This is a genomic window from Streptomyces sp. LUP30, from assembly GCF_001746365.1.
In the GTDB taxonomy this organism is placed as follows: Bacteria; Actinomycetota; Actinomycetes; order Streptomycetales; family Streptomycetaceae; genus Streptomyces.
Map to the genome: position 1 here is coordinate 1 of NZ_MJAJ01000084.1, position 22061 is coordinate 22061.

The 22061-nt window shown below is 74.9% G+C and carries 17 protein-coding genes and 1 riboswitch; of the genes, 3 read left to right on the plus strand and 14 right to left on the minus strand.

Annotated elements, in window-relative coordinates:
* Positions 1-277: 277 nt before the first annotated feature.
* From cobC to cobM, 5 genes are all read right to left on the minus strand, one after another.
* Positions 278-1351 (minus strand): Rv2231c family pyridoxal phosphate-dependent protein CobC, encoded by a 1074-nt coding sequence (gene cobC / locus BG482_RS38405; protein ID WP_069773849.1) that lies wholly within the window; start codon positions 1349-1351, stop codon positions 278-280.
* On the minus strand, positions 1341-2279 hold the full coding sequence (locus tag BG482_RS38410) for a sirohydrochlorin chelatase (protein WP_069773850.1): 939 nt from the start codon (positions 2277-2279) through the stop codon (positions 1341-1343). The genes cobC and BG482_RS38410 overlap by 11 nt, the downstream gene beginning before the upstream one ends.
* Positions 2280-2352: 73 nt before the next feature.
* Positions 2353-4068 carry a precorrin-3B C(17)-methyltransferase gene (cobJ, locus tag BG482_RS38415; RefSeq protein ID WP_069773851.1) on the minus strand — a complete coding sequence of 572 codons (1716 nt, stop codon included), beginning with the start codon at positions 4066-4068 and terminating at the stop codon, positions 2353-2355.
* Entirely contained in the window at positions 4065-5330 is a 1266-nt protein-coding gene (locus tag BG482_RS38420) for a bifunctional cobalt-precorrin-7 (C(5))-methyltransferase/cobalt-precorrin-6B (C(15))-methyltransferase (RefSeq protein WP_069773852.1), read from the minus strand. Before BG482_RS38420 ends, cobJ begins: the two co-directional genes overlap by 4 nt.
* Positions 5327-6145 (minus strand): precorrin-4 C(11)-methyltransferase, encoded by an 819-nt coding sequence (gene cobM / locus BG482_RS38425; protein ID WP_069773853.1) that lies wholly within the window; start codon positions 6143-6145, stop codon positions 5327-5329. The genes BG482_RS38420 and cobM overlap by 4 nt, the downstream gene beginning before the upstream one ends.
* A 99-nt stretch (positions 6146-6244) precedes the next feature.
* On the opposite strand from cobM, the gene BG482_RS38430 reads away from it, so the two are divergent.
* On the plus strand, positions 6245-7105 hold the full coding sequence (locus tag BG482_RS38430) for a ZIP family metal transporter (RefSeq protein WP_069773854.1): 861 nt from the start codon (positions 6245-6247) through the stop codon (positions 7103-7105).
* 17 nt (positions 7106-7122) lie between these two features.
* Here the strand turns inward: BG482_RS38430 and cobI are convergent, their stop codons facing one another.
* The 9 genes from cobI to BG482_RS38475 all read right to left on the minus strand — a co-directional run bounded on the left by cobI (position 7123) and on the right by BG482_RS38475 (position 19990).
* Positions 7123-7854, minus strand: coding sequence for a precorrin-2 C(20)-methyltransferase (gene cobI, locus BG482_RS38435; protein ID WP_069773864.1), 732 nt, complete (start codon positions 7852-7854; stop codon positions 7123-7125).
* Complete coding sequence (locus BG482_RS38440; protein WP_069773865.1) at positions 7851-9260, minus strand: cobyrinate a,c-diamide synthase; 1410 nt, start codon at positions 9258-9260, stop codon at positions 7851-7853. Before BG482_RS38440 ends, cobI begins: the two co-directional genes overlap by 4 nt.
* A gap of 7 nt (positions 9261-9267) precedes the next feature.
* Positions 9268-9876, minus strand: a complete 609-nt coding sequence (cobO, locus tag BG482_RS38445; RefSeq protein ID WP_069773855.1) for a cob(I)yrinic acid a,c-diamide adenosyltransferase — start codon at positions 9874-9876, stop codon at positions 9268-9270.
* Positions 9876-11948: a putative cobaltochelatase gene (locus tag BG482_RS38450; protein WP_069773856.1), complete on the minus strand. Its 2073-nt coding sequence runs from the start codon at positions 11946-11948 to the stop codon at positions 9876-9878. Before BG482_RS38450 ends, cobO begins: the two co-directional genes overlap by 1 nt.
* A complete protein-coding gene (gene cobN / locus BG482_RS38455) occupies positions 11945-15601 on the minus strand; it encodes a cobaltochelatase subunit CobN (protein ID WP_069773857.1) in 3657 nt (1218 codons plus the stop codon). Before cobN ends, BG482_RS38450 begins: the two co-directional genes overlap by 4 nt.
* A complete protein-coding gene (locus BG482_RS38460; RefSeq protein WP_069773858.1) occupies positions 15598-17130 on the minus strand; it encodes a cobyric acid synthase in 1533 nt (510 codons plus the stop codon). Before BG482_RS38460 ends, cobN begins: the two co-directional genes overlap by 4 nt.
* A complete protein-coding gene (locus BG482_RS38465) occupies positions 17127-18092 on the minus strand; it encodes a cobalamin biosynthesis protein (RefSeq protein ID WP_069773859.1) in 966 nt (321 codons plus the stop codon). Before BG482_RS38465 ends, BG482_RS38460 begins: the two co-directional genes overlap by 4 nt.
* A gap of 107 nt (positions 18093-18199) precedes the next feature.
* A riboswitch (cobalamin riboswitch) is annotated at positions 18200-18342 on the minus strand.
* A gap of 129 nt (positions 18343-18471) precedes the next feature.
* Entirely contained in the window at positions 18472-18693 is a 222-nt protein-coding gene (locus BG482_RS38470) for a hypothetical protein (RefSeq protein ID WP_069773860.1), read from the minus strand.
* Positions 18694-18727: 34 nt separating this feature from the next.
* The gene (locus tag BG482_RS38475; protein WP_069773861.1) at positions 18728-19990 is read right to left on the minus strand and encodes an inorganic phosphate transporter; all 1263 of its coding nucleotides are present in this window, start codon (positions 19988-19990) and stop codon (positions 18728-18730) included.
* A 193-nt stretch (positions 19991-20183) separates the two neighbouring features.
* On the opposite strand from BG482_RS38475, the gene BG482_RS38480 reads away from it, so the two are divergent.
* Complete coding sequence (locus tag BG482_RS38480; protein ID WP_069773862.1) at positions 20184-20915, plus strand: class II aldolase/adducin family protein; 732 nt, start codon at positions 20184-20186, stop codon at positions 20913-20915.
* 103 nt (positions 20916-21018) lie between these two features.
* Positions 21019-22061, plus strand: a 1043-nt coding sequence (locus BG482_RS38485) for an alpha/beta hydrolase (RefSeq protein WP_069773863.1), incomplete at its 3' end; no start/stop codon positions are given.

Sequence of the window (22061 nt, forward strand, 5' to 3'; positions counted from 1 at the left end):
CGCCGCGGCTGACGGACCGGGCGCGCGGCAGCGCCGCGGCTGACGGACCGGGCGCGCGGCAGGCCGCCGGAAGCCCTCGGCGGCCTGCCCCCACTCTCGTCCGGAGCCCGCCGCTCCCGGCGCTCGCCCCGGCGGGCGGCTCCGGCCCGCGTCCCCGGGTCGGGGGTCCCGGTCGGCGTCCCCCGGGGTGCCGGTTCCCGCGCTCGTTTTCGGGGCGGCAGCCCCGGGCCTCGTCCCCGGACCCGGTTGTCCTTCGGCTCGGCCGTTCTCGGGTCGGCTATTCGCGGGTGAGCGCGAACGCCTGGTCCAGTGCCTGGAGGAAACGGTTCACCGTCGGCCGGTCGCGCACCGCCAGCCGCAGCCACTCCTCGTCGAGACCCGGGAAGGTGTCCCCCCGCCGGACCGCGAACCCCAGGGTGCGCAGTCGTCGTCGGACGGCGGCGGCCCGGGGCAGCCGGACGAGGACGAAGGGGCCGTCCGCCGGCCCGACGACCCGCAGCCCGTCGGCGGCGAACTCCTCCAGGCCGGCGACCAGATGCGCCCGGTCGGCCGCGACGCGGTGTGCCGCGTGCGCGGCCTCCGCCAGCGCCTGCGCGCCCATACAGGCCTCCGCCGCCGCCAGCGCCGGCGAGGACACGGGCCACAGCGGCTGCGCCCGCTCCAGCTCCGCGATCGTCTCCGGCGCGGCGAGGACGTACCCGATCCGCAGCCCCGCAAGCCCCCAGGTCTTCGTCAGACTGCGCAGCACGACCAGACCGGGCACGTCAGTCGCCCCCGCGAGCGCCTCCCGCTCGCCCGGCACCGCGTCCATGAACGCCTCGTCGACCACCAGCGTCCGCCCGGCCCGGGCCAGCCGCCGGACGTCCCGGGCGGGATGCAGCACCGACGTCGGGTTCGTCGGGTTGCCGATCACGACCAGGTCCGCGTCCTCGGGGACGGCCGCGGGATCCAGCCGGAAACCGTCCTCCTCCCGCAGCAGCACCCGGTCCACGCTGTGCCCGGCGTCCCGCAGCGCCGCCTCCGGCTCGGTGAACTGCGGGTGCACGACGACGGGCCGACGGACCTTCAGGGCTCGCGCCAGCAGCACGAACGCCTCCGCGGCGCCCGCCGTGAGCAGCACCCGCTCGACGGGCAGCCCGTGCCGGGCCGCGACCGCCGCCCGCGCGGCCCGCCCGTCCGGGTACGCCGCCAGACCGCCGAGGGAGGCGGCGACGCGCTCGCGCAGCCAGCGCGGGGGCGTGTCCGCGCGGACGTTCACGGCGAGGTCGATCAGCCCCGAGCCGTCGCCGCGCACCTCCGCGTCCCCGTGGTGGCGCAGGTCGTGCCCCTCGGCGGGGCCCTCAGTGCGCATGGGAGTGCGAGTGCCCGTGGTGGTGACCGCCGTGCTGACCGTCGTGGTGATGTCCGTCGTCGTCCGGGTGGAAGTGCGGCTGCTGCGGCATGCCCACCTTGTCCTCGAATCCCGGCAGCGCGATCCGGTACACGCACGAGTCGCAGTTCATCCGCAGATCGCCCTTGACGGCCTCCTCGTACCGCTCCATCACGAGGTCGAGCAGCTCCGGCTCGGGACCGATGACGTCCGCCGAGCGCACCTCGACCTCGGGATGCGCGGCCGCCCAGCCCTCGGTCTGCTGCCGCACCCGGTCCGGCAGGATCCCCGTGAACAGGAAGTACGGCAGGACGACGATCCGCCGCGCGCCGAGGCGCACGCACCGGTCGAGCCCACTCGGCACGTCCGGCGCGGCCAGCGACACGAACGCGGTCTCCACGCCCGCGTACCCGCGCCCTTCCCACAGCAGCCGGGCCGCCTTGTACACCTCGGCGTTGGCGTCCGGGTCCGTCGAACCGCGTCCGACCAGCAGCACGGTCACGTCGGCCAGGTCCTCGGGGGTCCGCGCGGCGGTGCCCAGCGCCTCGTCAAGCCGCCGCTCCAGCACCTTCAGCAGCGCCGGGTGCGGGCCCAGCGGACGCCCGTAGGCGTAGGAGATCCCCGGGTGGCGCTCCTTCTCGCGGGACAGGGCGGCCGGGATGTCGCCCTTGGCGTGTCCGGCGGAGACCAGCATCAGCGGGACGGCCGCGAAGCGCCGCACGCCGCGCTCCACCAGTTCGCTCACCGCGTCGCCCAGCGGCGGCGGCGAGAGCTCGATGAAGCCGCCCGCGACGGGCAGTTCCGGATGGCGGCGGCCCAGCTCCCGGACGAAGTCGCGGAACGCCTCGGCTCCGGCCTCGTCGCGGGTGCCATGGCCGGCGATGAGCAGGGCGGGCGGCGGGGTGGTCACTGTTGCTCCTCGGGATCGGGAAGGGGTGGATGCGGCAGGCGGTCCTGCGCGGGTGCGGCGTGGGGCGGCCGGGTCACCGGACCTCCTCCGTCGCGGCTTCCTGCCAGCGGTAGCCGCGGGGCGTCACCATGCGCCCCGCGATGGCGCGGGTCGCGGTGTTGCCCACGGTGACGACCGTCATCATGTCGACCCAGGCCGGGTCGAGCCCGGCGAGCGTGGTCAGCCTGCTGGTGCCGTCCGGCCGGGACGCGTTGCGCACGACGCCCACCGGGGTGGCCGGCTCCCGGTGCCCGGCGAGGATCGACAGCGCCTTGGGAAGCTGCCAGTCGCGGCCCCGCGAACGGGGGTTGTAGAAGGTGACCACGAGGTCGGCCTCGGCCGCCGCGCGCACCCGCCGCTCGATGACCTCCCACGGTGTGTGCAGGTCGGAGAGGCTGATGGACACGTGGTCGTGGCCGAGCGGCGCACCGAGGATCGCGCCGGCCGCGAGCGCGGCCGTCACGCCGGGCACCCCGACCACGTCGATGTCGTCGGACGCCTCGGCGAGCGCGGGGGAGGCCATGGCGTACACGCCCGCGTCCCCGCTGCCGATCAGCGCGACGGCCTGTCCGCGCCGGGCCTCCTCGACGGCGGTGCGGGCCCGCTCCTCCTCGGCGCCCAGCCCGGACTCCAGGATCCGGGTGCCCGGCCGGAGCAGGTCGCGGATCTGGTCGACGTACTGGTCGAGCCCGACGAGCACGGCGGCCCGGCGCAGTTCGGCCGTGGCGCGCGGGGTGAGCAGATCACGGGCGCCGGGACCGAGCCCGACGACCGCGAGCCGCCCGCGCGCGGGACGCCGTACGACGGCGCAGGTGGCCATCGAGGCGTGTCCGTCCGCCCGCGCCGACTTCCGCTTGGCGACGAGGAGTTCACCGCCGCGGACGAGCGCGGACGCCTCGGCCACGGACGGGGTGCCCACGGCGGCGAGGGGGGCGTCGGAGGGGTTGGGCACCTCGACCTTCGTCAACTCCTCGGCCGGGTACGTCACCACGGGCACCCCGAGTCGCGCGGCCGCCGCGACGATGCCGGGCTCGTCGCGCTTGGCGTCCACCGTGGCGAGCTCGGCGAGGCTGCGCGGGGACAGCCCCGCGTCCCGCAGCGCGCCCTCCACCAGATCGAGCACCTCGTCGACCGGGACGCCCCTGGACGCGCCGACGCCGACGACCAGGGACGGCGGACGCACCAGCACCTCGCCCTCGGCGGGTTCGACCGCGCGGTCCGTCAGCCGGACGGCCGGCATGCCCGGCGTGCGGACCCGCGCCGCGAACGGCAGCGGCGGCAGCGGCCACGCCACCTCCACGTCCAGCGCGACCGGCTCCCCGTCCAGCAGGGCCCGTGTCACGCCGGCCACATCGCCCTCCACCGGCAGGCCGAGGGTGTCCAGACCGGGGATGCCCACGGCGTCCGTGGCCGTGGTCACCACGGGCTCCGCGCCCAGCAACCCTCCCACCGAGACGGCGAGTTCGTTGGCGCCGCCGCCGTGTCCGCCGACCAGCGAGACGGCGAACCGCCCGGCCTCGTCGACGCACACCACTCCCGGGTCGGACGCCTTGTCGGACAGCAGGGGCGCGACGAGCCGCACGACCGCGCCCGTCGCGAGGAAGCACACGAGCTGCTCGCACTCCGCGAACGCCCGCCGCACGGCGTCGCCCACGGGCCCGTCGTACACCCGGGTGCGGTCCGGCCAGGCCGCGGCCAGCCGGTCGCGTGCCGCCGCGCCCGCCGCGGTGGCGGAGATGAGGCCGATCACTGGGCAACTCCTTCATGGTTCACGGGATTCGAGCCGACGGGGTTCCGGTCCCCCCACAGCAGGAAGACGGGATTGGCCGCCGCGAGCCGGGTCACGTCGCCCGGCAGCGGCGCCAGCCGGGAGGACTGCAGCAACACCCCGTCGCAGTCGAACCCGGCGCCGGTCAGCGCGGCGCGCACCGCGGGCACCCGGTCCAGCGCGGCCAGGGCGACCACGACCGTGCGCCGGGCCCGCCGCGCGCACACCTCCACGATGCCGGGCAGCTCGTGGCCGCCCCCGCCGACGAACACGGCGTCGGGATCGTCGAGCCCGGTGAGCGCGTCCGGCGCCGCGCCGTGCACCACGTGCACGTCGACGCCGTGGGCGCCGGCGTTGGCGCGGACGCGCTCCACCCCGTCCGCCGCCTTCTCGACGGCGCTGACGGCGGCGCCGAGCCGGGCGCATTCCACGGCCACCGACCCCGAGCCGGAGCCGACGTCCCAGACCAGCTCGCCGGGGCGCGGCCCGAGCCGGGCCAGGGCCAGCGCCCGCACCTCGAACTTGGTGATCATCGAGTCGCGGTGCGCGAAGCCGCCCTCGGGAAGCGCCCACCCCGCGGGCCCGGCCGCGGGTCCGGCGAGCGTGCGGACGGGGCCGGGAGCCCGCGTCTCGTCCAGGCACAGCACGACGCTCACCGCGCTTCCCCAGTCGCGTCGCGCGGCCTCGGCGGGCGAGACCCGCTCCAGGCGCTCGCGCCCGGGATCGCCCAGCGCCTCGGCCACGACGAGCGTCCGGTCGGGCGCGCTGCGCGCGAGCGCCGCGCCCAGCTCGGCGGGTCCGGCTCCCGGCCCGGTCAGCACGGCCGTCTTCGGGTGCGCCCGGCAGACGTTGACGGCGGTGCGCGGGTCCCGTCCGTGCGCGCTGACGACGACGGCGTCGTCCCAGGTCAGTCCGAGCCGCGCGAAGGCGGCCGCCACCGAGGACACGCCGGGCCGGACGTCGAGCCGCCGCGACCCGAACCGCTCGGCCAGCGCCCGCACGATCCCGAAGAACCCGGGATCGCCCGAGGCCAGCACGACCACGCGCCGCTCCTTGTCGACGTACGCCTCCATGGCGTCCAGGGCCGGCGCCAGCGGGCCGAGCACGATCCGCTCCGCGGACGCGGGCAGCTCCACGGCGTCCAGATGCCGGCGCCCGCCCACGACGAGCTCGGCCCCGGCCAGCGCGTCGGGGGGGACGGGCGCGCCCGTCCCCGCGCCGACCACCGTGATCGGACGGCTCATGTGCTCGCACCCCGCGAGCGCAGGGCCCGCCGGGCCTCCGGGTCGGCCTTGCGATGGCCGTGGAAGTGACCGGGGTGGTACAGGTGCGAGCGGGTGCCGTGCGCGTCCAGGGCGGGGCCGACCAGGAAGAGGGTGTGCTTCCAGAGCTTGTGCTCCTTCACCGTCTCCTCCAGCGTCTCGATCGTGCACGTCACGACGAGTTCCTCCGGCCAGGTCGCCTGGTGGGCGACGACGACCGGGGTGGACGTCGGATAGCCGCCCTCCAGCAGCTCCCGCACGAGCTGCCCGCTGCGCGCGGCGGACAGGAAGACCGCCATCGTGGTGCCGTGCTTGGCGAACTCGCGCACCTCCTCGCCGGGCGGCATCGGCGTCTTGCCGCCGCCGAGCCGGGTGAGGACGACGGACTGGGCGACCTCGGGGATCGTCAGCTCGCGCCGGGCGATCGCGGCGACGGCCGAGAAGGCGGAGACGCCGGGGACGATCTCGGTCGCGAGACCGATCTCCTCGCAGCGGTCGAGCTGTTCCTGCGTGCCGCCCCACAGCGCGGGGTCCCCGGAGTGGATGCGGGCGACCTTCAGCCCCTCGGAGTGCGCCCGCTCGTACACGGCCACCACGTCCTCCAGGGACATCGTCGCCGAGTCGAGGATCTCCGCGCCCTCCCGTGCGTGGGTGAGGATCTCCGCTTGCACCAGGCTCGCGGCCCAGATCACGACGTCGGCCTCGGCGATGGCGCGCGCGGCGCGGAACGTCAGCAGGTCGGCGGCGCCGGGGCCGGCGCCGACGAAGGTCACCTTGCCGGTGGGGGCATCGGCCATGGGTTCGGGTCCTCTCATAACGGGCTATGTGCTGCTTTACCGGTGTCAGCGGGCGGCGCGGATGTGCGCGAACGGGGGTCGATCGGATAGCAAGGGCGTATGGCGGTCTTCGTCGCGCTCGGCGCGTTCCTCATGACGCTGGCCGGCGGCTGGACGGCGCAACGCGTGACCGACCGCCGCCACCTGGTGCTGGGCCTGGCCGGCGGGCTGATGCTGGGCGTGGTCGGCCTGGACCTGCTGCCGGAGGCCCTGGAGGCGGCCGGCGCCGAGGTCTTCGGCGTCCCGGCCGCGCTGCTGCTGTTCGTGGCGGGCTTCCTGGTGGCCCATCTGGTGGAACGGCTGCTGGCGGTCCGCCAGGCCGCGCACGGCGCCGAGGAGCACGCCTGCACCGCGGCGGCGGAGCATCCCGGCCGCGCCCTCCACGCCGAACGCGCCCCCGACGGCACGGCACAGGACGGGACGGCCCACCACGGCGCGGCCCACGGCGGCAGGGGACACGAAGGCAGGGGACACGACGGCAGGGCCCCGGAGGTCGGCCTGACGGCGGCCGCGGCGATGGTCTTCCACAGCGCCATGGACGGCGTGGCGATCGGCGCGGCCTTCCAGGTGGGCGGCGGCATGGGACTCGCCGTGGCCCTCGCGGTCATCGCCCACGACTTCGCGGACGGCTTCAACACCTACACGATCACCAGCCTGTACGGGAACGCCCGGCGCAAGGCCCTGGCCATGCTGTTCGCGGACGCGGCGGCACCGGTCGTGGGCGCGGCCTGCACGACCTTCGTGACGATCCCGGAGCGGCTGCTCGGCGGCTACCTGGGCTTCTTCGGCGGCGCGCTGCTCTATCTCGCGGCCGCCGAGATCCTCCCCGAGGCCCACCACGAACACCCCGCCCGCTCGACCGTGCTGTGCACGATCGCGGGCGCGGCCTTCATCTGGCTGGTGGTGGGCCTGGCCGCGTGACCGGGACGGGGGCGTTCTCACAGCTTGCCGCCCCGGCCGCCCCCGCGCCGCGCGGGCGCGATCAGCGTGGAGAGGTACGGCAGCGGCTCGCCGTCGAGCTCGTCGGCGGGCCGGATCGACTCCTGCGCCAGCCCGAGCGCCGACCCCCACACCGCGTCCTGGATCCGCCCGGTCTCCCGCAGCGCCTCGGCGACCTCGGCGGCCTGCCGCCCGAACTTGTAGGCGACGACGGTCCCCGGACCGGCCAGCGCGTCCTTCAGCACGGCCGACCCCGCGGTCACCGGCACCAGCGTCAACGGCTCGGTGCCCTCGGTCAGCACCGCGCCGGACCGCGCGGCGAGATCCTGCATGGCGGTGATGCCGGGGACGGTCTCGATCACCACGCCCGGCACCGACTCCGCCACGGTCTGCGCGAGATACGTGAACGTGGAGTACACGTTGGGGTCGCCGATGGTCGCGAAGGCGACCGACCCGTGCCGCCGCAGCAACTCGGCCACCCGCTCCCCGGCGGCGTCCCACGCCGCCTCCCGCCGGGCCCGGTCGGTCCGCTCGTTGAGCGCGAAGACGACCCGGACGACCTTGTCCTGCGGCACGTAGTGCACCACGGTGGCCTCGGCCCGGCCCTGCTCACCGCTGTCCATCACGGGCACGACGACGACCTCGGCGGCCCGCAGCGCGTTGACCCCCTTGACGGTCACCAGCTCCGGATCCCCGGGGCCCACCCCGACTCCGACCAGCCTGCTGCTCATGACGTCCGGCACCTCTCGACGAACCGACGGGCCACACCGGGCTCGGCCGCCCAGTGCGTGTGCAGATAACTCGCGTGCACGCCTTGTTGGACGAACCCTTCGACCCGCCGCTCGGGGCCACGCACACCCCACGCGGGGACCGGCCCCGCCCCCGGCTCGACGACCGTCCGATGGAACTCGTGCCCCCGCATCCGCGTGCCGGCGGGCGCGAGCACACTGTCGCTCACGGCGACGGCGTCGCGGTAGCCGAGGGTGAGCCGTTCCGACATCCGGGCGCGCGCGTCGAGCACCCCGCACATCGGGAGCCCGTCGAGTTCCCGGCACAGATACAGCAGCCCCGCGCACTCGGCGGCGACCGGCGCCCCGGACTCCGCGAGCGCGGCGACGGCCTTGCGCAACGGCTCGTTGGCGGACAGTTCGGCCGCGTACACCTCGGGAAACCCGCCGCCGATCACCAACCCGCCCGTCCCGTCGGGCAGTCGCCCGTCCCGCAGGGGGTCGAAGACGACTGCCTCGGCGCCCGCGGCGGTCAGCAGCTCCGCGTGCTCGGCGTAGGAGAAGGTGAACGCCGGACCACCGGCCAGGGCGACGACCGGTCTGCGCCGGGACTCGGCGGCGGAACCCCCGGAGGACATGACCGAAAGGGGCGGCGGGGCCGGGGACAGCGCCCCGGCCGGGTCCCAGGCCGTACCGGACAGCGCCCCGGCGCCCCGGGCCAGCGCGAGCAACGCCTCGAGATCGCACCCGCGCGCCACCTGCGCGGCCATCGCGGCGACCGCCTCGACCGCGTCGGCCCGCCGTTCGGCGACCGGCACCAGCCCGAGGTGCCGCGAGGGCGTGTCCACCTGCGGAGTCCGCCGCAGCACCCCCAGCACCGGCGTCCCCGCCGCGTCCAGCGCCTCCCGCAACAGCTCCTCGTGCCGGTCCGAGGCGACCTTGTTGAGGATCACGCCCCCGATCCGCACCTGCGGGTCCCAGGAGGCGAACCCATGCACCAGCGCCGCCACCGACCGCGACTGCGACGACGCGTCGACGACCAGCACCACCGGCGCCCGCAGCAGCTTCGCCACCTGGGCGGTGGACGCCAGCTCCCCCTCCCCGGCGGCCCCGTCGAACATCCCCATCACGCCCTCGACCACGGCGACGTCGCACCCGCGCGCCCCGTGCAGGAACAGCGCGGGGACGAGCTCCGGCCCGCACAGATACGCGTCGAGGTTGCGCCCCACCCGCCCGGCGGCCAGCGAGTGGTACCCGGGGTCGATGTAGTCGGGCCCGACCTTGTGCGGGGACACGGCGAGTCCCCGCGCGGCGAACGCGGCCATCAGGCCCGTGGCGACGGTCGTCTTGCCGCTGCCCGAGGAGGGCGCGGCGACGACCAGCCGGGGGACGGAGGACGGGGAGGTCAGCACGGCGTCACCACTCGATGCCCCGCTGGCCCTTCTGGCCCGCGTCCATCGGATGCTTGACCTTGGACATGTCGGTCACGAGGTCGGCGACGTCGAGGAGCTTGCCGGGCGCGTTCCGCCCGGTGATCACCACGTGCTGGGAGCCCGGCCGGCGGCTCAGCACGTCGACGACCTCGTCGACGTCGACCCAGCCCCAGTGCAGGGGATACGCGAACTCGTCGAGCACGTACAGCTTGTACGTCTCGGCGGCCAGGTCCCGCTTGACCTGCTCCCAGCCCTCGCGGGCCTTGTCCTCGTTGGTCGAGTTGTCACCCTGCAAGTCGCGCTGCACCCAGGACCAGCCCTCGCCCATCTTGTGCCAGTCGACGGAGCCGCCCTCCCCGGACGCCCCCAGCACGCGCAGCGCGTTCTCCTCGCCGACCTTCCACTTCGCCGACTTGACGAACTGGAACACCCCGATCGGCCAGCCCTGGTTCCAGGCCCGCAGGGCGAGCCCGAACGCGGCGGTCGACTTGCCCTTGCCGACTCCGGTGTGCACGATCACGAGCGGCCGGTTACGGCGCTGGCGGGTCGTCAGTCCGTCGTCCGGCACGATGCTCGGCTGTCCCTGCGGCATTACGCGGCCCTCCTCGAAGTCCCCTGAACGTCCTTGACCAGCCCCGCGATGGAGTCCGCCCGCAACTCCTCCAGCGTCACGGCGGCGCCGCCCAGCTCACCGGCCAGCTGCCCCGCGAGCCCGAGCCGCACGGGCCCCGACTCGCAGTCCACGACCACGCAGGCGACGCCGTCGGCCGCGAACAGCCGCGCCGCCCGCCCGGCGAGGGCGACGGGCTCCGGACCGCCGGTGGCCCGTCCGTCGGTGACGACCACGACCAGCGCCCGGCGCGCCGAGTCCCGCAGCCGCTCCACCCGCAACACGTCGTGCGCCTTCAGCAGCCCGGCGGCCAGCGGCGTCCGCCCGCCCGTCGGCAGCGACTCCAGGCGTACGGCGGCCGCGTCCACCGACGAGGTCGGCGGCAGCGCGAGCTCCGCGCCGGCCCCCCGGAACGTCACGAGCCCCACCTTGTCGCGCCGCTGGTAGGCGTCGAGGAGCAGCGACAGCACGGCGCCCTTCACCGCGCTCATCCGCTGCCGGGCGGCCATCGACCCGGAGGCGTCGACCACGAACAGCACGAGGTTGCCCTCACGCCCCTCCCGGGTCGCCTGCCGCAGATCGTCCCGCCGCACCACCAGTCCGGGCCCGCTGCGCCCGCGCGCCCGCTGGTGCGGAGCGGCCGCCTGCACGGTGGCCGCCAGGTGCAGCTTGGTCAGGGCGCCCCGGGGCCGACGCGCGCCCGTGGTGCGCCCGTGCTCGGTCCGGGCCCGTGACCGCCGCCCGGCGGCCCCCTCGCCGATCCCCGGCACGCTCAGCACCTTGGTGCGAAACGGCTCGGCGGCGCGTACGGCGGACCGCTCGGCGGCTCCCGACGGCTGCGGCTCGCCGTCCTGCCCGGCCTCGGGCCGTGCGCCCGTGTCGCCGCCGTCCGGACCGGCCTCAGGGGCGGGCCGTCCGCCGCCCCCGCCGGGTCCGTCGTCGTCGGGACCGTCGTCGTCGGGACCGTCGTCGCCGCGGTCGTCGTCGCTCAGGCCGTCGTCGTGTCCGGTGTCCGTGCCGTCGCCGGGGCCGGTGTCGTCCTGGCCGCCGAACTCCTCCAGCGTCTCGTCGAGCTTGTCCTCGTCGAGTCCCGGCGCGTCGAAGGGATTGCGGCGCCGCCGGTGCGGCAGCGCCAGCAGCGCGGCCTGCCGGACGTCCTCCGCGAGGACGTCCGTGCGCCCGGCCCAGGCCGCCAGCGCGGTGGCCGTGCGCGCCATGACGATGTCCGCCCGCATGCCGTCCACCTCGAACGCGGCGCAGGTCGCCGCGATCTGCCGCAGCGCCCCGTCACCCAGCCGCACCGAAGGCAGCAGCGCACGCGCGGCCACGATCCGCGCGCGCACGGCGGCCTCCTCGTCCGCCCACCGCCCGGCGAAGGCGGCCGGATCGTCGTCGTAGGCGAGCCTGCGCCGGACGACCTCCACCCGCTGGTCGGGCTCGCGCGAGGCGGCCACCTCCACGGTCAGCCCGAACCGGTCGAGCAACTGCGGCCGCAGCTCGCCCTCTTCGGGATTCATCGTGCCCACGAGCAGGAACCGCGCTGCGTGGCGCACGGAGACGCCCTCGCGCTCCACGTACGAGGCGCCCATCGCGGCCGCGTCCAGCAGCAGGTCGACCAGATGGTCGTGCAGGAGGTTGACCTCGTCGACGTACAGGATTCCGCGGTGCGCGTCCGCGAGGAGCCCCGGCTCGAAGGCCTTGACGCCCTCGGCGAGCGCCCGCTCGATGTCGAGGGCGCCGACCAGCCGGTCCTCCGAGGCGCCGACCGGCAGCTCGACCGTGCGCGCGGGCCGCGTCTCGAACGCCCCCGGCTCGTGCGGGCCGTCCGGGCAGGCCGGGTCGGGCGAGTCGGGGTCGCAGGAGAACCGGCAGCCGGCGACCACGTTCAGCGTGGGCATGAGCACCGACAGGGCGCGCACGGCCGTCGACTTGGCGGTGCCCTTCTCACCGCGGACCAGCACACCGCCCACCGCCGGCGACACGGCGTTCAGCAGCAGCGCGAGCCGCAGGTCGTCCTGGCCGACCACGGCCGTGAACGGGAAAGGAGTACTCACTTCTGGTCGTCCTCCAGATCGCCTTCCAGCTCCAGGTAGGTGGCGCGCAGCCGCTCGATCGTGTCGGCGTCCGGCTCCGCCCACAGACCGCGGTCGGCGGCCTCCAGGAGTCGTTCCGTGATCCCGCGCAGCGCCCACGGGTTGGACTTCTTCATGAAGTCGCGGTTGTCCGCGTCGAACACGTACTCCGCGCTGAGCTTCTCGTACATCCAGTCGTCGACGACCCCGGCGGTGGCGTCGTACCCGAAGAGGTAGTCGACGGTCGCCGCCATCTCGAAGGCGCCCTTGTAGCCGTGCCGCCGCATGGCCGCCATCCAGCGCGGGTTGACCACCCGCGCGCGGAACACGCGGTGCGTCTCCTCGCCCAGCGTGCGGGTCCTCACCTGGTCCGGCGTCGCGGAATCGCCCACGTACGCCTCGGGGTTGGCGCCCGTCAGATGGCGCACCATGGCGACCATGCCGCCGTGGTACTGGAAGTAGTCGTCGGCGTCGACGAGGTCGTGCTCGCGGGTGTCCACGTTCTTCGCGGCGACGGCGATCCGCCGGAACGCCGTCTCCATGTCCCCGCGGGCCGCCCGCCCGTCGAGCCCGCGCCCGTAGGCGTAGCCGCCCCAGACCGCGTACACCTCGGCGAGGTCGGCGTCGGAGCGCCAGTTGCGGGCGTCGATCAGCGGCAGCAGACCGGCCCCGTACGCCCCCGGCTTGGAGCCGAAGATCCGGGCGCTCGCGCGCCGTCGGTCGCCGTGTCCGGCCGCGTCCTCGTCGACGTGCGCGCGCACGAAGTTGGACTCGGCGGGCTCGTCCAGCTCGGCCACCGCCCGCACCGCGTCGTCGATCAGCCCGACCACGTGCGGGAACGCGTCCCGGAAGAAGCCGGAGATACGCACGGTGACGTCGATGCGCGGGCGGCCGAGCTCCTGAAGGGGCACGACCTCGAAGCCGGTCACCCGCCGCGAGGCGTCGTCCCAGACGGGACGGCAGCCCAGCAGCGCCAGGATCTCGGCGATGTCGTCGCCCTGGGTGCGCATCGCCGACGTCCCCCACACCGTCAGCCCCACGGACTTCGGGTACGCGCCCGTGTCCTGCAGGTACCGCTGCACGAGGGAGTCGGCGAGCGACTGCCCGACCTCCCAGCTCAGCCTGGACGGGATGGCCTTGGGGTCGACGGAGTAGAAGTTGCGGCCGGTGGGCAGCACGTTGACCAGACCGCGGGTGGGCGAGCCCGAGGGGCCGGCGGGCACGTAACCCCCGTTCAGCGCCTTGAGGATGTGGCCGATCTCGTCCGTCGTCCGGGCCAGCCTCGGCACCAGCTCGCGGCACGCGAACTCCAGCACCGCGACGGCGTCCGGCAGTTCGGCGCCGACGACGTCGCGCACGAGCGGACGGCACTCGACGACCGCCCAGTCCCGCGCCTCCATGCCCTCCGCGACCCGCCGGCACAGCTGCTCCAGCAGATCGATCGCGTCGGACGCGGACCGCGACGGCCCCTCCACCAGGTCCGTCAGCTCCACGGGCGCCTTCACCGGCGCGCCCGGCTCGGCCAGCAACTCCTTCTCGTCGAGCCCGAAATGGGCCGCGAACGAGGCCCTCAGGCCCGGCAGCGCGTTGGCCTGGCCGCCCCACACCTGCGAGGCGCGCAGCACGGCCAGCACCAGGTTCACCCTCGGCTCGCCGACCGGGCCGCCGCCCAGGATGTGTAGTCCGTCGCGGATCTGCACGTCCTTGATCTCGCACAGATAGCCGTCGATGTGCATGACGAACTCGTCGAACGCGTCGTCGTCGGGCTGGTCGTCGACGTGCAGGTCGTGGTGGAGCTCGGCCGCCTTCACCAGCGTCCAGATCTGCGCGCGCACGGCCGGCGCCTTCGTCGGGTCGAGGTCGGAGACCAGCGCGTACTCGTCGAGCAGCTGCTCCAGCTTCGCAAGATCGCCGTACGTGTCCGCCCGCGCCATCGGCGGGACGAGATGGTCGACGACGGTGGCGTGTCCGCGCCGCTTGGCCTGGGTGCCCTCGCCCGGGTCGTTGACGATGAACGGGTAGACCAGCGGCAGTTCGCCGAGGACGGCGTCCGGCGCGCAGCCGCCGCTCAGCCCGAGCCCCTTGCCCGGCAGCCACTCCATCGTGCCGTGCTTGCCCATGTGCACGATCGCGTCGGCGCCGAAGCTGTTCTCCAGCCAGCGGTACGCGGCCATGTAGTGGTGCGACGGCGGCATGTCGGGGTCGTGGTAGATCGCGATCGGGTTCTCTCCGAAGCCGCGCGGCGGCTGGATCATCACCACGACGTTCCCGAACTGCAGACAGGCCAGCACGACGTCGTCGCCGTCGACGTACAGGGAGCCCGGCGGCTCGCCCCACGCCTCCAGCATGCCGTCGCGCAGCCCGGGGTCGAGCCGGTCGAACCAGGCCCGGTAGTCGGCCAGCGGCACCCGGGCCGGCGCGGCCGCGAGCTGCTCCTCGGTGAGCCATTCGACGTCGTGGCCGCCGGCGTCGATCAGCCGGTGGATCAGCTCGTCGCCGTCGTCGGGATGCCCCTCGACCACGTAGCCCGCGTCGCGCAGCGCGTCGAGCACCCGCACGGCCGAGACGGGGGTGTCCAGGCCGACGGCGTTGCCGACCCGCGAGTGCTTGGTGGGGTAGGCGGTGAAGACCAGCGCGAGCTTCTTCTCGCCGTTCGGCTTGTGCCGCAGCCGGGCGTGCCGGACGGCGATCCCGGCGACCCGAGCGGCCCGCTCCGGGTCGGCGACGTACACGGGGACGTCGTCGGCCCCCTGCTCCTTGAAGGAGAACGGGACGGTGACGATCCGCCCGTCGAACTCCGGGATCGCGACCTGCATCGCCGCGTCCATGGGGGAGAGGGCGGCGTCGGACGCCTCCCAGGCCGCGCGTGACGACGTGAGACACAGCCCCTGCAGCACGGGCACGTCGAGCTCGGCGAGCGCCCCGACGTCCCAGGCCTCCTCGTCGCCGCCCGCCGAGGCCTGCGAGGCGTGCGCGCCCCCGGCGGCGAGGACGGTGGCGACGAGGACGTCGCAGCGGCCGAGGATCTCGTACAGCCCGGCGTCCGCGCCGCGCAGCGAACCGCAGTACACGGGCAGGGCGTTGGCCCCGCGCGCCTCGACCGCGTCGCACAGCGTGTCCACGAAGGCGGTGTTGCCGCTCAGCTCGTGGGCCCGGTAGAACAGCACGCCCACGGTCGGCCGGCCGTCGCGGAGCTCGTAGGAGCCGTGGACGCCGTACTCCGGCATCGCGCGCGGCTCCTCGAACCCCTCGCCGGTCAGCAGCACGGTGTCGGAGAGGAACCGCGCCAGCTCGGCGAGGTTGGCCGGGCCGCCCTCGACGAGATACCGCAGCGCCTCGGCCACGACCCCGGCGGGCACGGACGACTCGGCCATCAGCTCGGCGTCCGGCACGCTCTCGCCGCCCAGCAGCACGGTCGCGACGCCGGACGCGCGCAGCGCGGCGAGCCCGTCCTCCCAGGCGCGCTTCCCGCCGAGCAGCCGTACGACGGCGATGTCGGCGCCGTCGAGGAGCGCGGGCAGCTCCTGCGCGACGTCGACGCGGGTCGGGTTGCCGATCCGGTAGTCGACGCCGGAGGCGGCCCGGGCCGCCAGCAGATCGGTGTCGGCGGTCGACAACAACAACACTGTGCTCATGCGGGCGCTCCCGGTGGAATGAAAGGCAGTCCTTGTGGCGCGCCCGACTCGATGAGCCGCCGGAGCGCGTCGGTGTCCGCGTGCTGTTCGATCAGGTCGCCGAGCCGGTCGAGCTGTTCCTCGCGCAGCGCGGCGAAGGAGGTCTCGGGGGCCGGCACGAACCGGCGGCCCGCGGCGGCCGCCACCTCGCGCAGAAACGCCCGCCGGAACCCGTCCGACTCCAGCGAGCCGTGCCAGTGCGTGCCCCAGGTCTGTCCGACCCGGCAGCCGTCCAGGGCGCGTTCCTCGTCGTCGCGGATGAACGTCTCGCCCCCGGTGACGTCGGCGACGCCGTGGTGGATCTCGTACCCCTCGACCCGCTCGCCGAGGGCTTCCCCGACCGGCCGGGTGAGGGTCTTCTCCCGGGCGAACCGCACCCGGACGGGGAGGATCCCGAGCCCGTCGACCTGTCCCCGCCGGCTCTCGACGTCGTCCTCGATGCGCTCGCCGAGGATCTGGAAGCCGCCGCAGACGCCGAGGACGGGCCGTCCTTCGGCGGCCCGGCGCAGCACGGCCTCGGCCAGGCCGCGTTCCCGCAGCCACTCCAGCGCCCGCACCGTCCCCCGGGTCCCCGGGATCACCACCAGGTCGGCGTCGGCCAGTTCCTCGGGCCGGTCCACGAACCGCACGACGACGCCGGGTTCGGCGGCCAGCGCGTCCACGTCCGTGAAGTTCGACATGAGGGGGACCGCGCAGACGGCGATCCGCAGCACGTCCTCCCCGACGGGCGGAGCGGTGTTGGACTCCCGTACGGTCCCGCGCAGCGACACACGCAGGCCGTCCTCCTCGTCGATGCCGAGCCCGTGCCGGAACGGCAGCACGCCGTAGGCGCGCCGGCCGGTGAGACCGTGCAGCATGTCCAGGCCCGGCTCCAGCAGGGAGACGTCGCCCCGGAACTTGTTCACCAGGAACCCGGCGATCAGCGCCTGGTCCTCGGGCGACAGGAGCGCGACGGTCCCGAAGAACGAGGCGAAGACGCCGCCGCGGTCGATGTCGCCCACGACCAGCACGGGCAGCCCGGCATTGCGGGCGATCCCCATGTTGACGATGTCCGTCCGCCGCAGGTTGATCTCGGCGGGACTGCCCGCACCCTCACAGATCACCGCGTCATACGTGCCCCGCAACTCGGCGAGACAGTCGAGAACGGTCCCGAGGAGCTTCTGCTGCCGTCCGCCGTGGTATCCGCGGGCGCTCATCTCGCCCACCGGCTTGCCCAGCAGCACCACCTGACTGCTCTGCTCCCCGCCGGGCTTGAGCAGCACGGGGTTCATCAGCGCCGTCGGCTCGATGCGGCAGGCCTGCGCCTGCATGGCCTGCGCCCGTCCGATCTCGGCGCCCTCGCGTGTGACGAACGAGTTCAGGGACATGTTCTGCGCCTTGAACGGCGCGACCTTCACCCCCTGCCGGACCAGCCACCGGCAGATCCCGGCCGTGACGACGCTCTTGCCGGCGTCGGAGGTGGTGCCGGCCACCAGGAGACCCCCGCTCATGACCTACGCCCCTTCCGCGCGTCGAGCGCCCTTGTCGCGACGAAGCGCGCGGCGACGGTCACGCCGAGCGCGAGCAGGCCGACGCGGCGGGAGAGCCGCGCGGCGCGTTCGATGTCCCCGGTGACGACGGGCCGCCCGGCCGCCCCGTTGAGCACGGGCCGGTGCTCGACCCGGCCGCCGTACGACAGCGTCCCGCCCAGCCGCACTCCGAGAGCGCCCGCGAAGGACGCCTCCACGGGCCCGGCGTTGGGGCTGGGGTGCTTGCGTGCGTCGGCGCGCCAGGCCCGCACCGCGCCCCGGGGATCGTCTCCGGCGACGGCGGCCAGCACGGCGGTCAGCCGTGCCCCGGGCCATCCGGCGACGTCGTCGAGGCGGGCCGAGGCCCATCCGTAGCGCAGATGGCGCGGCGACCGGTGCCCGACCATGGCGTCCAGGGTGTTGACGGCCCGGAAGCCGACCAGCCCGGGCACACCGGCCACGGCGCCCCACACCAGCGCGCCGACGACGGCGTCGGAGGTGTTCTCGGCGACGGACTCCACGACGGCCCGGGCGATCCCGTCGGCGTCCAGGGCCTGCGGGTCGCGCCCGCACAGGTGCGGCAGCCGTTCCCGGGCGGCCTCTACGTCTCCCGCCTCCAGAGCGCGTCCGATGCCCCGGGCCTCGCGCACGAGGGAGGTGCCGCCGACGACGGCCCAGGTGGCGGCGCCGGTGAGGGCGACGGAGGCGGCGGGACGCCCGCGTACGGTCCGCGCAGCGACGGCTCCCAGGGCGACGGCGCCGCCCGCGCACACCACGGTGTGCAGGGCGCCCCACCCCCGGTGGTCCCGCCACAGCAGCCGCTCCACGGCGCCCGCGGCCCGGCCGAACGCGGCGACCGGATGGCCCCGGCGGGGATCGCCGAGGAGCAGGTCGCCGAGGAGGCCGGCGGCGGCGCCGTACGCGTGGACGCGATCGGCACCCATCGGCTCAGCCGGCCGTACGGGTGGGCGACGGCCTGGGGGTGACGCGCGGGGCGCTCGATGGGCAGCCGAACATGGCTATGTGTCCTCACTCAGGGTGTCCACGCCCTGGTTCGACGAGACCGCGGCGAGAGTTCCTGGCTCCCGGGGGTTACTACCCCGGTGACAGTGGCGGGACCGCGCCGGATTCACACCGGCTTCCTCTTCTGCCGCCGTACATGGCCCGGGCAGTCCACCACGGGCCCGGAAGAGCCGTCAACTTGCTGTTGACCTGCGAGGGGAGAGTGTGCAGAACCCCACACGCGGGCGATCGCCGTGGTCACACGCGAAGGGGTGCGGGACGGTGACCCGTCCCGCACCCCAGGGGTGTCCCGATGACCTGTCAGGCCACGATCAGGGAGATCCCGTACGCCACCGCCGCCGCGCAGGCCGCGAAGCACGCGTACGCGCCCGTCACCGCGAGGGTGGCCGAGCCGCCCTGCGCCGTGGCGCGTTCCTGACGCGACAGGCCCATGACGCCGAGGGTGAACAGGGCCACGAGGCCCACGGTGACCACGAGGCTGACGCCGAACACGGAGCCCAGGGCTGCCCAGTCGATCTTCATGATGCTTCTCTTCCTTCGTACCGGACGCGCCGGCTCAGACGGCCGCGGCCGGCGGGACGGCGGGGGCCACGGGCTCCGGGGCCGGGGTAGGGGTAGGGGCCGGAGAGGGGATGGTCGCCGTCAGGTCGTCGGCGAGGGAACCTGCCGGGGGCGGGGCGACGGCCGCGATCGCCGTCGTGACGACGCCTGCCGGCTCCTCGGTGTCGATGACGTTGGAGGCGTCGACGACCTCGCGCCGGGAGATCTTCCAGATCGCGGCGCTGGAGGCGATCAGGAAGGCGGCCACGACGGCCGTGCCCCAGTCGCCGAGGCCGGTCACCGTCTCGGCGAGCGCGCCCACCAGGGCCGCCGCCGGCAGCGTCAGGCCCCAGGCCACGAACATGCGGGTCGCGGTCGACCAGCGGACCACGCCGCCCTTGCGGCCCAGCCCCGCGCCCATCACCGAACCGGAGACCGAGTGGGTGGTGGAGAGGGAGAAGCCGAGGTGGGAGGAGGCCAGGATGACCGTGGCCGCGCTGGTCTGGGCGGCGAAGCCCTGCTGCGGCTGGAGTTCGGTCAGGCCCTTGCCCATGGTGCGGATGATGCGCCAGCCGCCGAGGTAGGTGCCGAGCGCGATGGCCATGCCGGCCGAGAGGATGACCCAGGTGGGCGGGTCGGAGTCGGGGGCCACGGCGCCGCCGGCGACCAGGGCGAGGGTGATGATGCCCATCGTCTTCTGCGCGTCGTTGGTGCCGTGCGCGAGGGAGACCAGGCCGGCCGAGGCGATCTGACCGGTGCGGTAGCCCTTCGCCGCGGCCTTGCCGTCGGCCTTCTTGCCGAGGGTGTATGACAGCCGGGTCGCGAGCATCGCGGCGACGCCCGCGACGATCGGGGCCGCGACCGCCGGGAGCAGCACCTTGGTGACCAGCACGTCACCGTGGACCGCGCCCGTTCCGGCCGAGGCGATGGTGGCGCCGATCAGACCGCCCATGAGGGCGTGGGAGGAGCTGGAGGGCAGTCCCACCAGCCAGGTCAGCAGATTCCAGAGGATCGCGCCGACCAGGGCGGCGAAGATGACCTCGGGACGGATGCCGGTCTCGTCGACGAGACCCTTGGAGATCGTGTTGGCGACCTCCACCGAGAGAAAGGCGCCCACAAGGTTCAGCACGGCGGACATCGCCACCGCGACCTTGGGCTTGAGTGCACCGGTCGAGATGGTCGTGGCCATCGCGTTGGCGGTGTCGTGGAAACCGTTCGTGAAATCGAACGCGAGTGCGGTGACGACCACAATCGCGAGGATCAGCGAGAAGTTTTCCATTTACCCAGGCAATCGTTCGAAGTCATTGGTGCGTCGACCGTAGGCAATGTGGGTGAACGGAAGATGAACTGGGACCGGCATCACGGTGTCCTTGTGGGGAGTTGGGGGCCCGCCTGGCGTCCCGGACCGCAGGGACCCCGGGGACGTGCCCCGGCACACCCCGGGAACGGAGGCGTCCTGGCAGGATCGCGGCATGGCTGAGCAGCGACGCGAGCAGGTGGACGCCCGGGATCCCGGGGACGGCGAGCAGGGCGCGGTGGGGCGCCGGGGGAGGCGTGCGACGCCCGAGGAGGCACGGGCCTGGGAGGCGCTCGTGACGGCGGCCCGCCGCACGGTGACGGACGGTCTCGTCGTCGGCACCTCCGGCAACGTCTCCGTACGCGTCGGCGACACCGTGCTGGTCACCCCGTCGGGGGTGCCCTACGACCGGCTCGGCCCCGAGGACGTCACCGGCGTCGACCTCACCGGCCGACAGGTGCTCGGCGCCCTGGTCCCGACGAGCGAGCTGCCGATGCACCTCGCCGTATACGGCTCCTGCGACGCCGGGGCGATCGTCCACACCCACGCCGTGCACGCCACGGCCGTCTCGGTCCTCGTCCCGGAGCTCCCCCTCGTCCACTACATGGCGGGCGCGCTCGGCGGCCCCGTCCGGGTCGCCCCCTACGCCACGTACGGCACGCAGGAGCTGGCCGAGCACGTGCTCCGGGCGCTCGACGGCCGCACCGGCTGCCTGCTGCAGAACCACGGCACCCTCACCTACGGCGCCACCCTCGACCAGGCCTACGACCGCACGGCCCAACTGGAGTGGATGTGCCGCCTGTGGCTGACCGCCTCGTCGGTCCCGGGCCGTACTCCCACACTGCTGACGGAGGAGCAGGCGGCGCAGGCGGCAGACCGCCTGCGGGGCTACGGCCAGCGACGCTGACCCAGGGGCGCGGCGCCGCACCGACCCGCCCCCGGCCGGCCCGGCGTCACCCCGGGCCGGCGCACCACTGGCCGCAGCGGGGGTTGGCCTGGACACTGGTCGGGTGCGCACTGTCACAGCGACGGCCGCGGCCGTCACCGCAGCCCTGGCCGCCGGCGCCGCCAGTGTCGCCGCCGGCCGGTTCGCCAGCGACGCCGCGCTGAAGGCGCCGCCCGGCCGGCCCCTGCCCACCGAACCCCGGCTCACCGTGCACGGCACGGCCGCCGGACAGATCACCGTCACCCGCCATCTGGCCGCCCTGCGCCCCGGCTCCTACGGCCTGTCGGGCAACGGCTCCCACGCGGTCGTCGGCCCGGTCCTGCCCACGGCCCCGCACCCCGTCGACACCGTCGTGCGCCGCCTCGAACGCGTCACCCACGGATCCCTGAACCCCGGGGACCCGGTCTGGCTGACCCCCAACCTGCACGTCGGCAACCCGGGCAGCGCCCTCGGCCTCGATCACGCCGACGTCGACGTCCCCGGCGAACTGGGCAACCTGCCCGCCTGGTTCGTGCCCGGCGCCCGGCGCACCTGGGTGATCGCCGTCCACGGCCTGGGCGCCACCAGGGAACACGCCCTGAACGTCATGGGCTTCCTGCACCGCCGCCGGTTCCCCGTCCTCGCCCTCGCCTACCGCGGCGACCTCGGCGCCCCCCGCTCGCCGGACGGGCTGAACCACCTCGGCTCGACCGAGTGGCGCGACCTGGACGCGGCGATGCGGTACGCCGTGCGCTACGGCGCCGAACGCGTCGTCCTGCTCGGCTGGTCCACCGGCGCCGCCATGGCGCTGCGCGCGGCCGCCGACTCAGGGCTGCGCGATCTCGTCTCCGGGCTCGTGCTGGACTCGCCGGTCCTCGACTGGCGGACGACGCTGCGCGCCCTCGCCGCCGCCCGCCACACCCCCGGGGCGCTGCTGCCGCTGGCCGTCCGCGCCGCCGAGGGCCGCGCCGGCCTGCACGGCGGCGCCGGGGACCCCGCGGCCAAGGCCGCCGCCCCCGACCGGCTGCGGGTCCCGACGCTGATCGTGCACGGGCCCGACGACGTGGTCGCGCCCTGGGGCGCCTCCCGCCGCCTCGCGGGCCGCCGCCCCGACCTCGTCACCCTGCA

Excerpts from the sequence above, each read along its gene's own strand:
- BG482_RS38470 (WP_069773860.1), bottom strand. The coding sequence starts at position 18,693 with ATGAAGATCGACTGGGCAGCCCTGGGCTCCGTGTTCGGCGTCAGCCTC.
- cobC (WP_069773849.1), bottom strand. The coding sequence starts at position 1,351 with ATGCGCACTGAGGGCCCCGCCGAGGGGCACGACCTGCGCCACCACGGG.
- BG482_RS38460 (WP_069773858.1), bottom strand. The coding sequence starts at position 17,130 with ATGAGCGGGGGTCTCCTGGTGGCCGGCACCACCTCCGACGCCGGCAAG.
- BG482_RS38480 (WP_069773862.1), top strand. The coding sequence starts at position 20,184 with ATGGCTGAGCAGCGACGCGAGCAGGTGGACGCCCGGGATCCCGGGGAC.
- cobM (WP_069773853.1), bottom strand. The coding sequence starts at position 6,145 with ATGGCCGATGCCCCCACCGGCAAGGTGACCTTCGTCGGCGCCGGCCCC.
- cobO (WP_069773855.1), bottom strand. The coding sequence starts at position 9,876 with ATGCCGCAGGGACAGCCGAGCATCGTGCCGGACGACGGACTGACGACC.
- BG482_RS38475 (WP_069773861.1), bottom strand. The coding sequence starts at position 19,990 with ATGGAAAACTTCTCGCTGATCCTCGCGATTGTGGTCGTCACCGCACTC.
- BG482_RS38420 (WP_069773852.1), bottom strand. The coding sequence starts at position 5,330 with ATGAGCCGTCCGATCACGGTGGTCGGCGCGGGGACGGGCGCGCCCGTC.
- BG482_RS38465 (WP_069773859.1), bottom strand. The coding sequence starts at position 18,092 with ATGGGTGCCGATCGCGTCCACGCGTACGGCGCCGCCGCCGGCCTCCTC.
- cobN (WP_069773857.1), bottom strand. The coding sequence starts at position 15,601 with ATGAGCACAGTGTTGTTGTTGTCGACCGCCGACACCGATCTGCTGGCG.
- cobI (WP_069773864.1), bottom strand. The coding sequence starts at position 7,854 with ATGAGCAGCAGGCTGGTCGGAGTCGGGGTGGGCCCCGGGGATCCGGAG.
- BG482_RS38430 (WP_069773854.1), top strand. The coding sequence starts at position 6,245 with ATGGCGGTCTTCGTCGCGCTCGGCGCGTTCCTCATGACGCTGGCCGGC.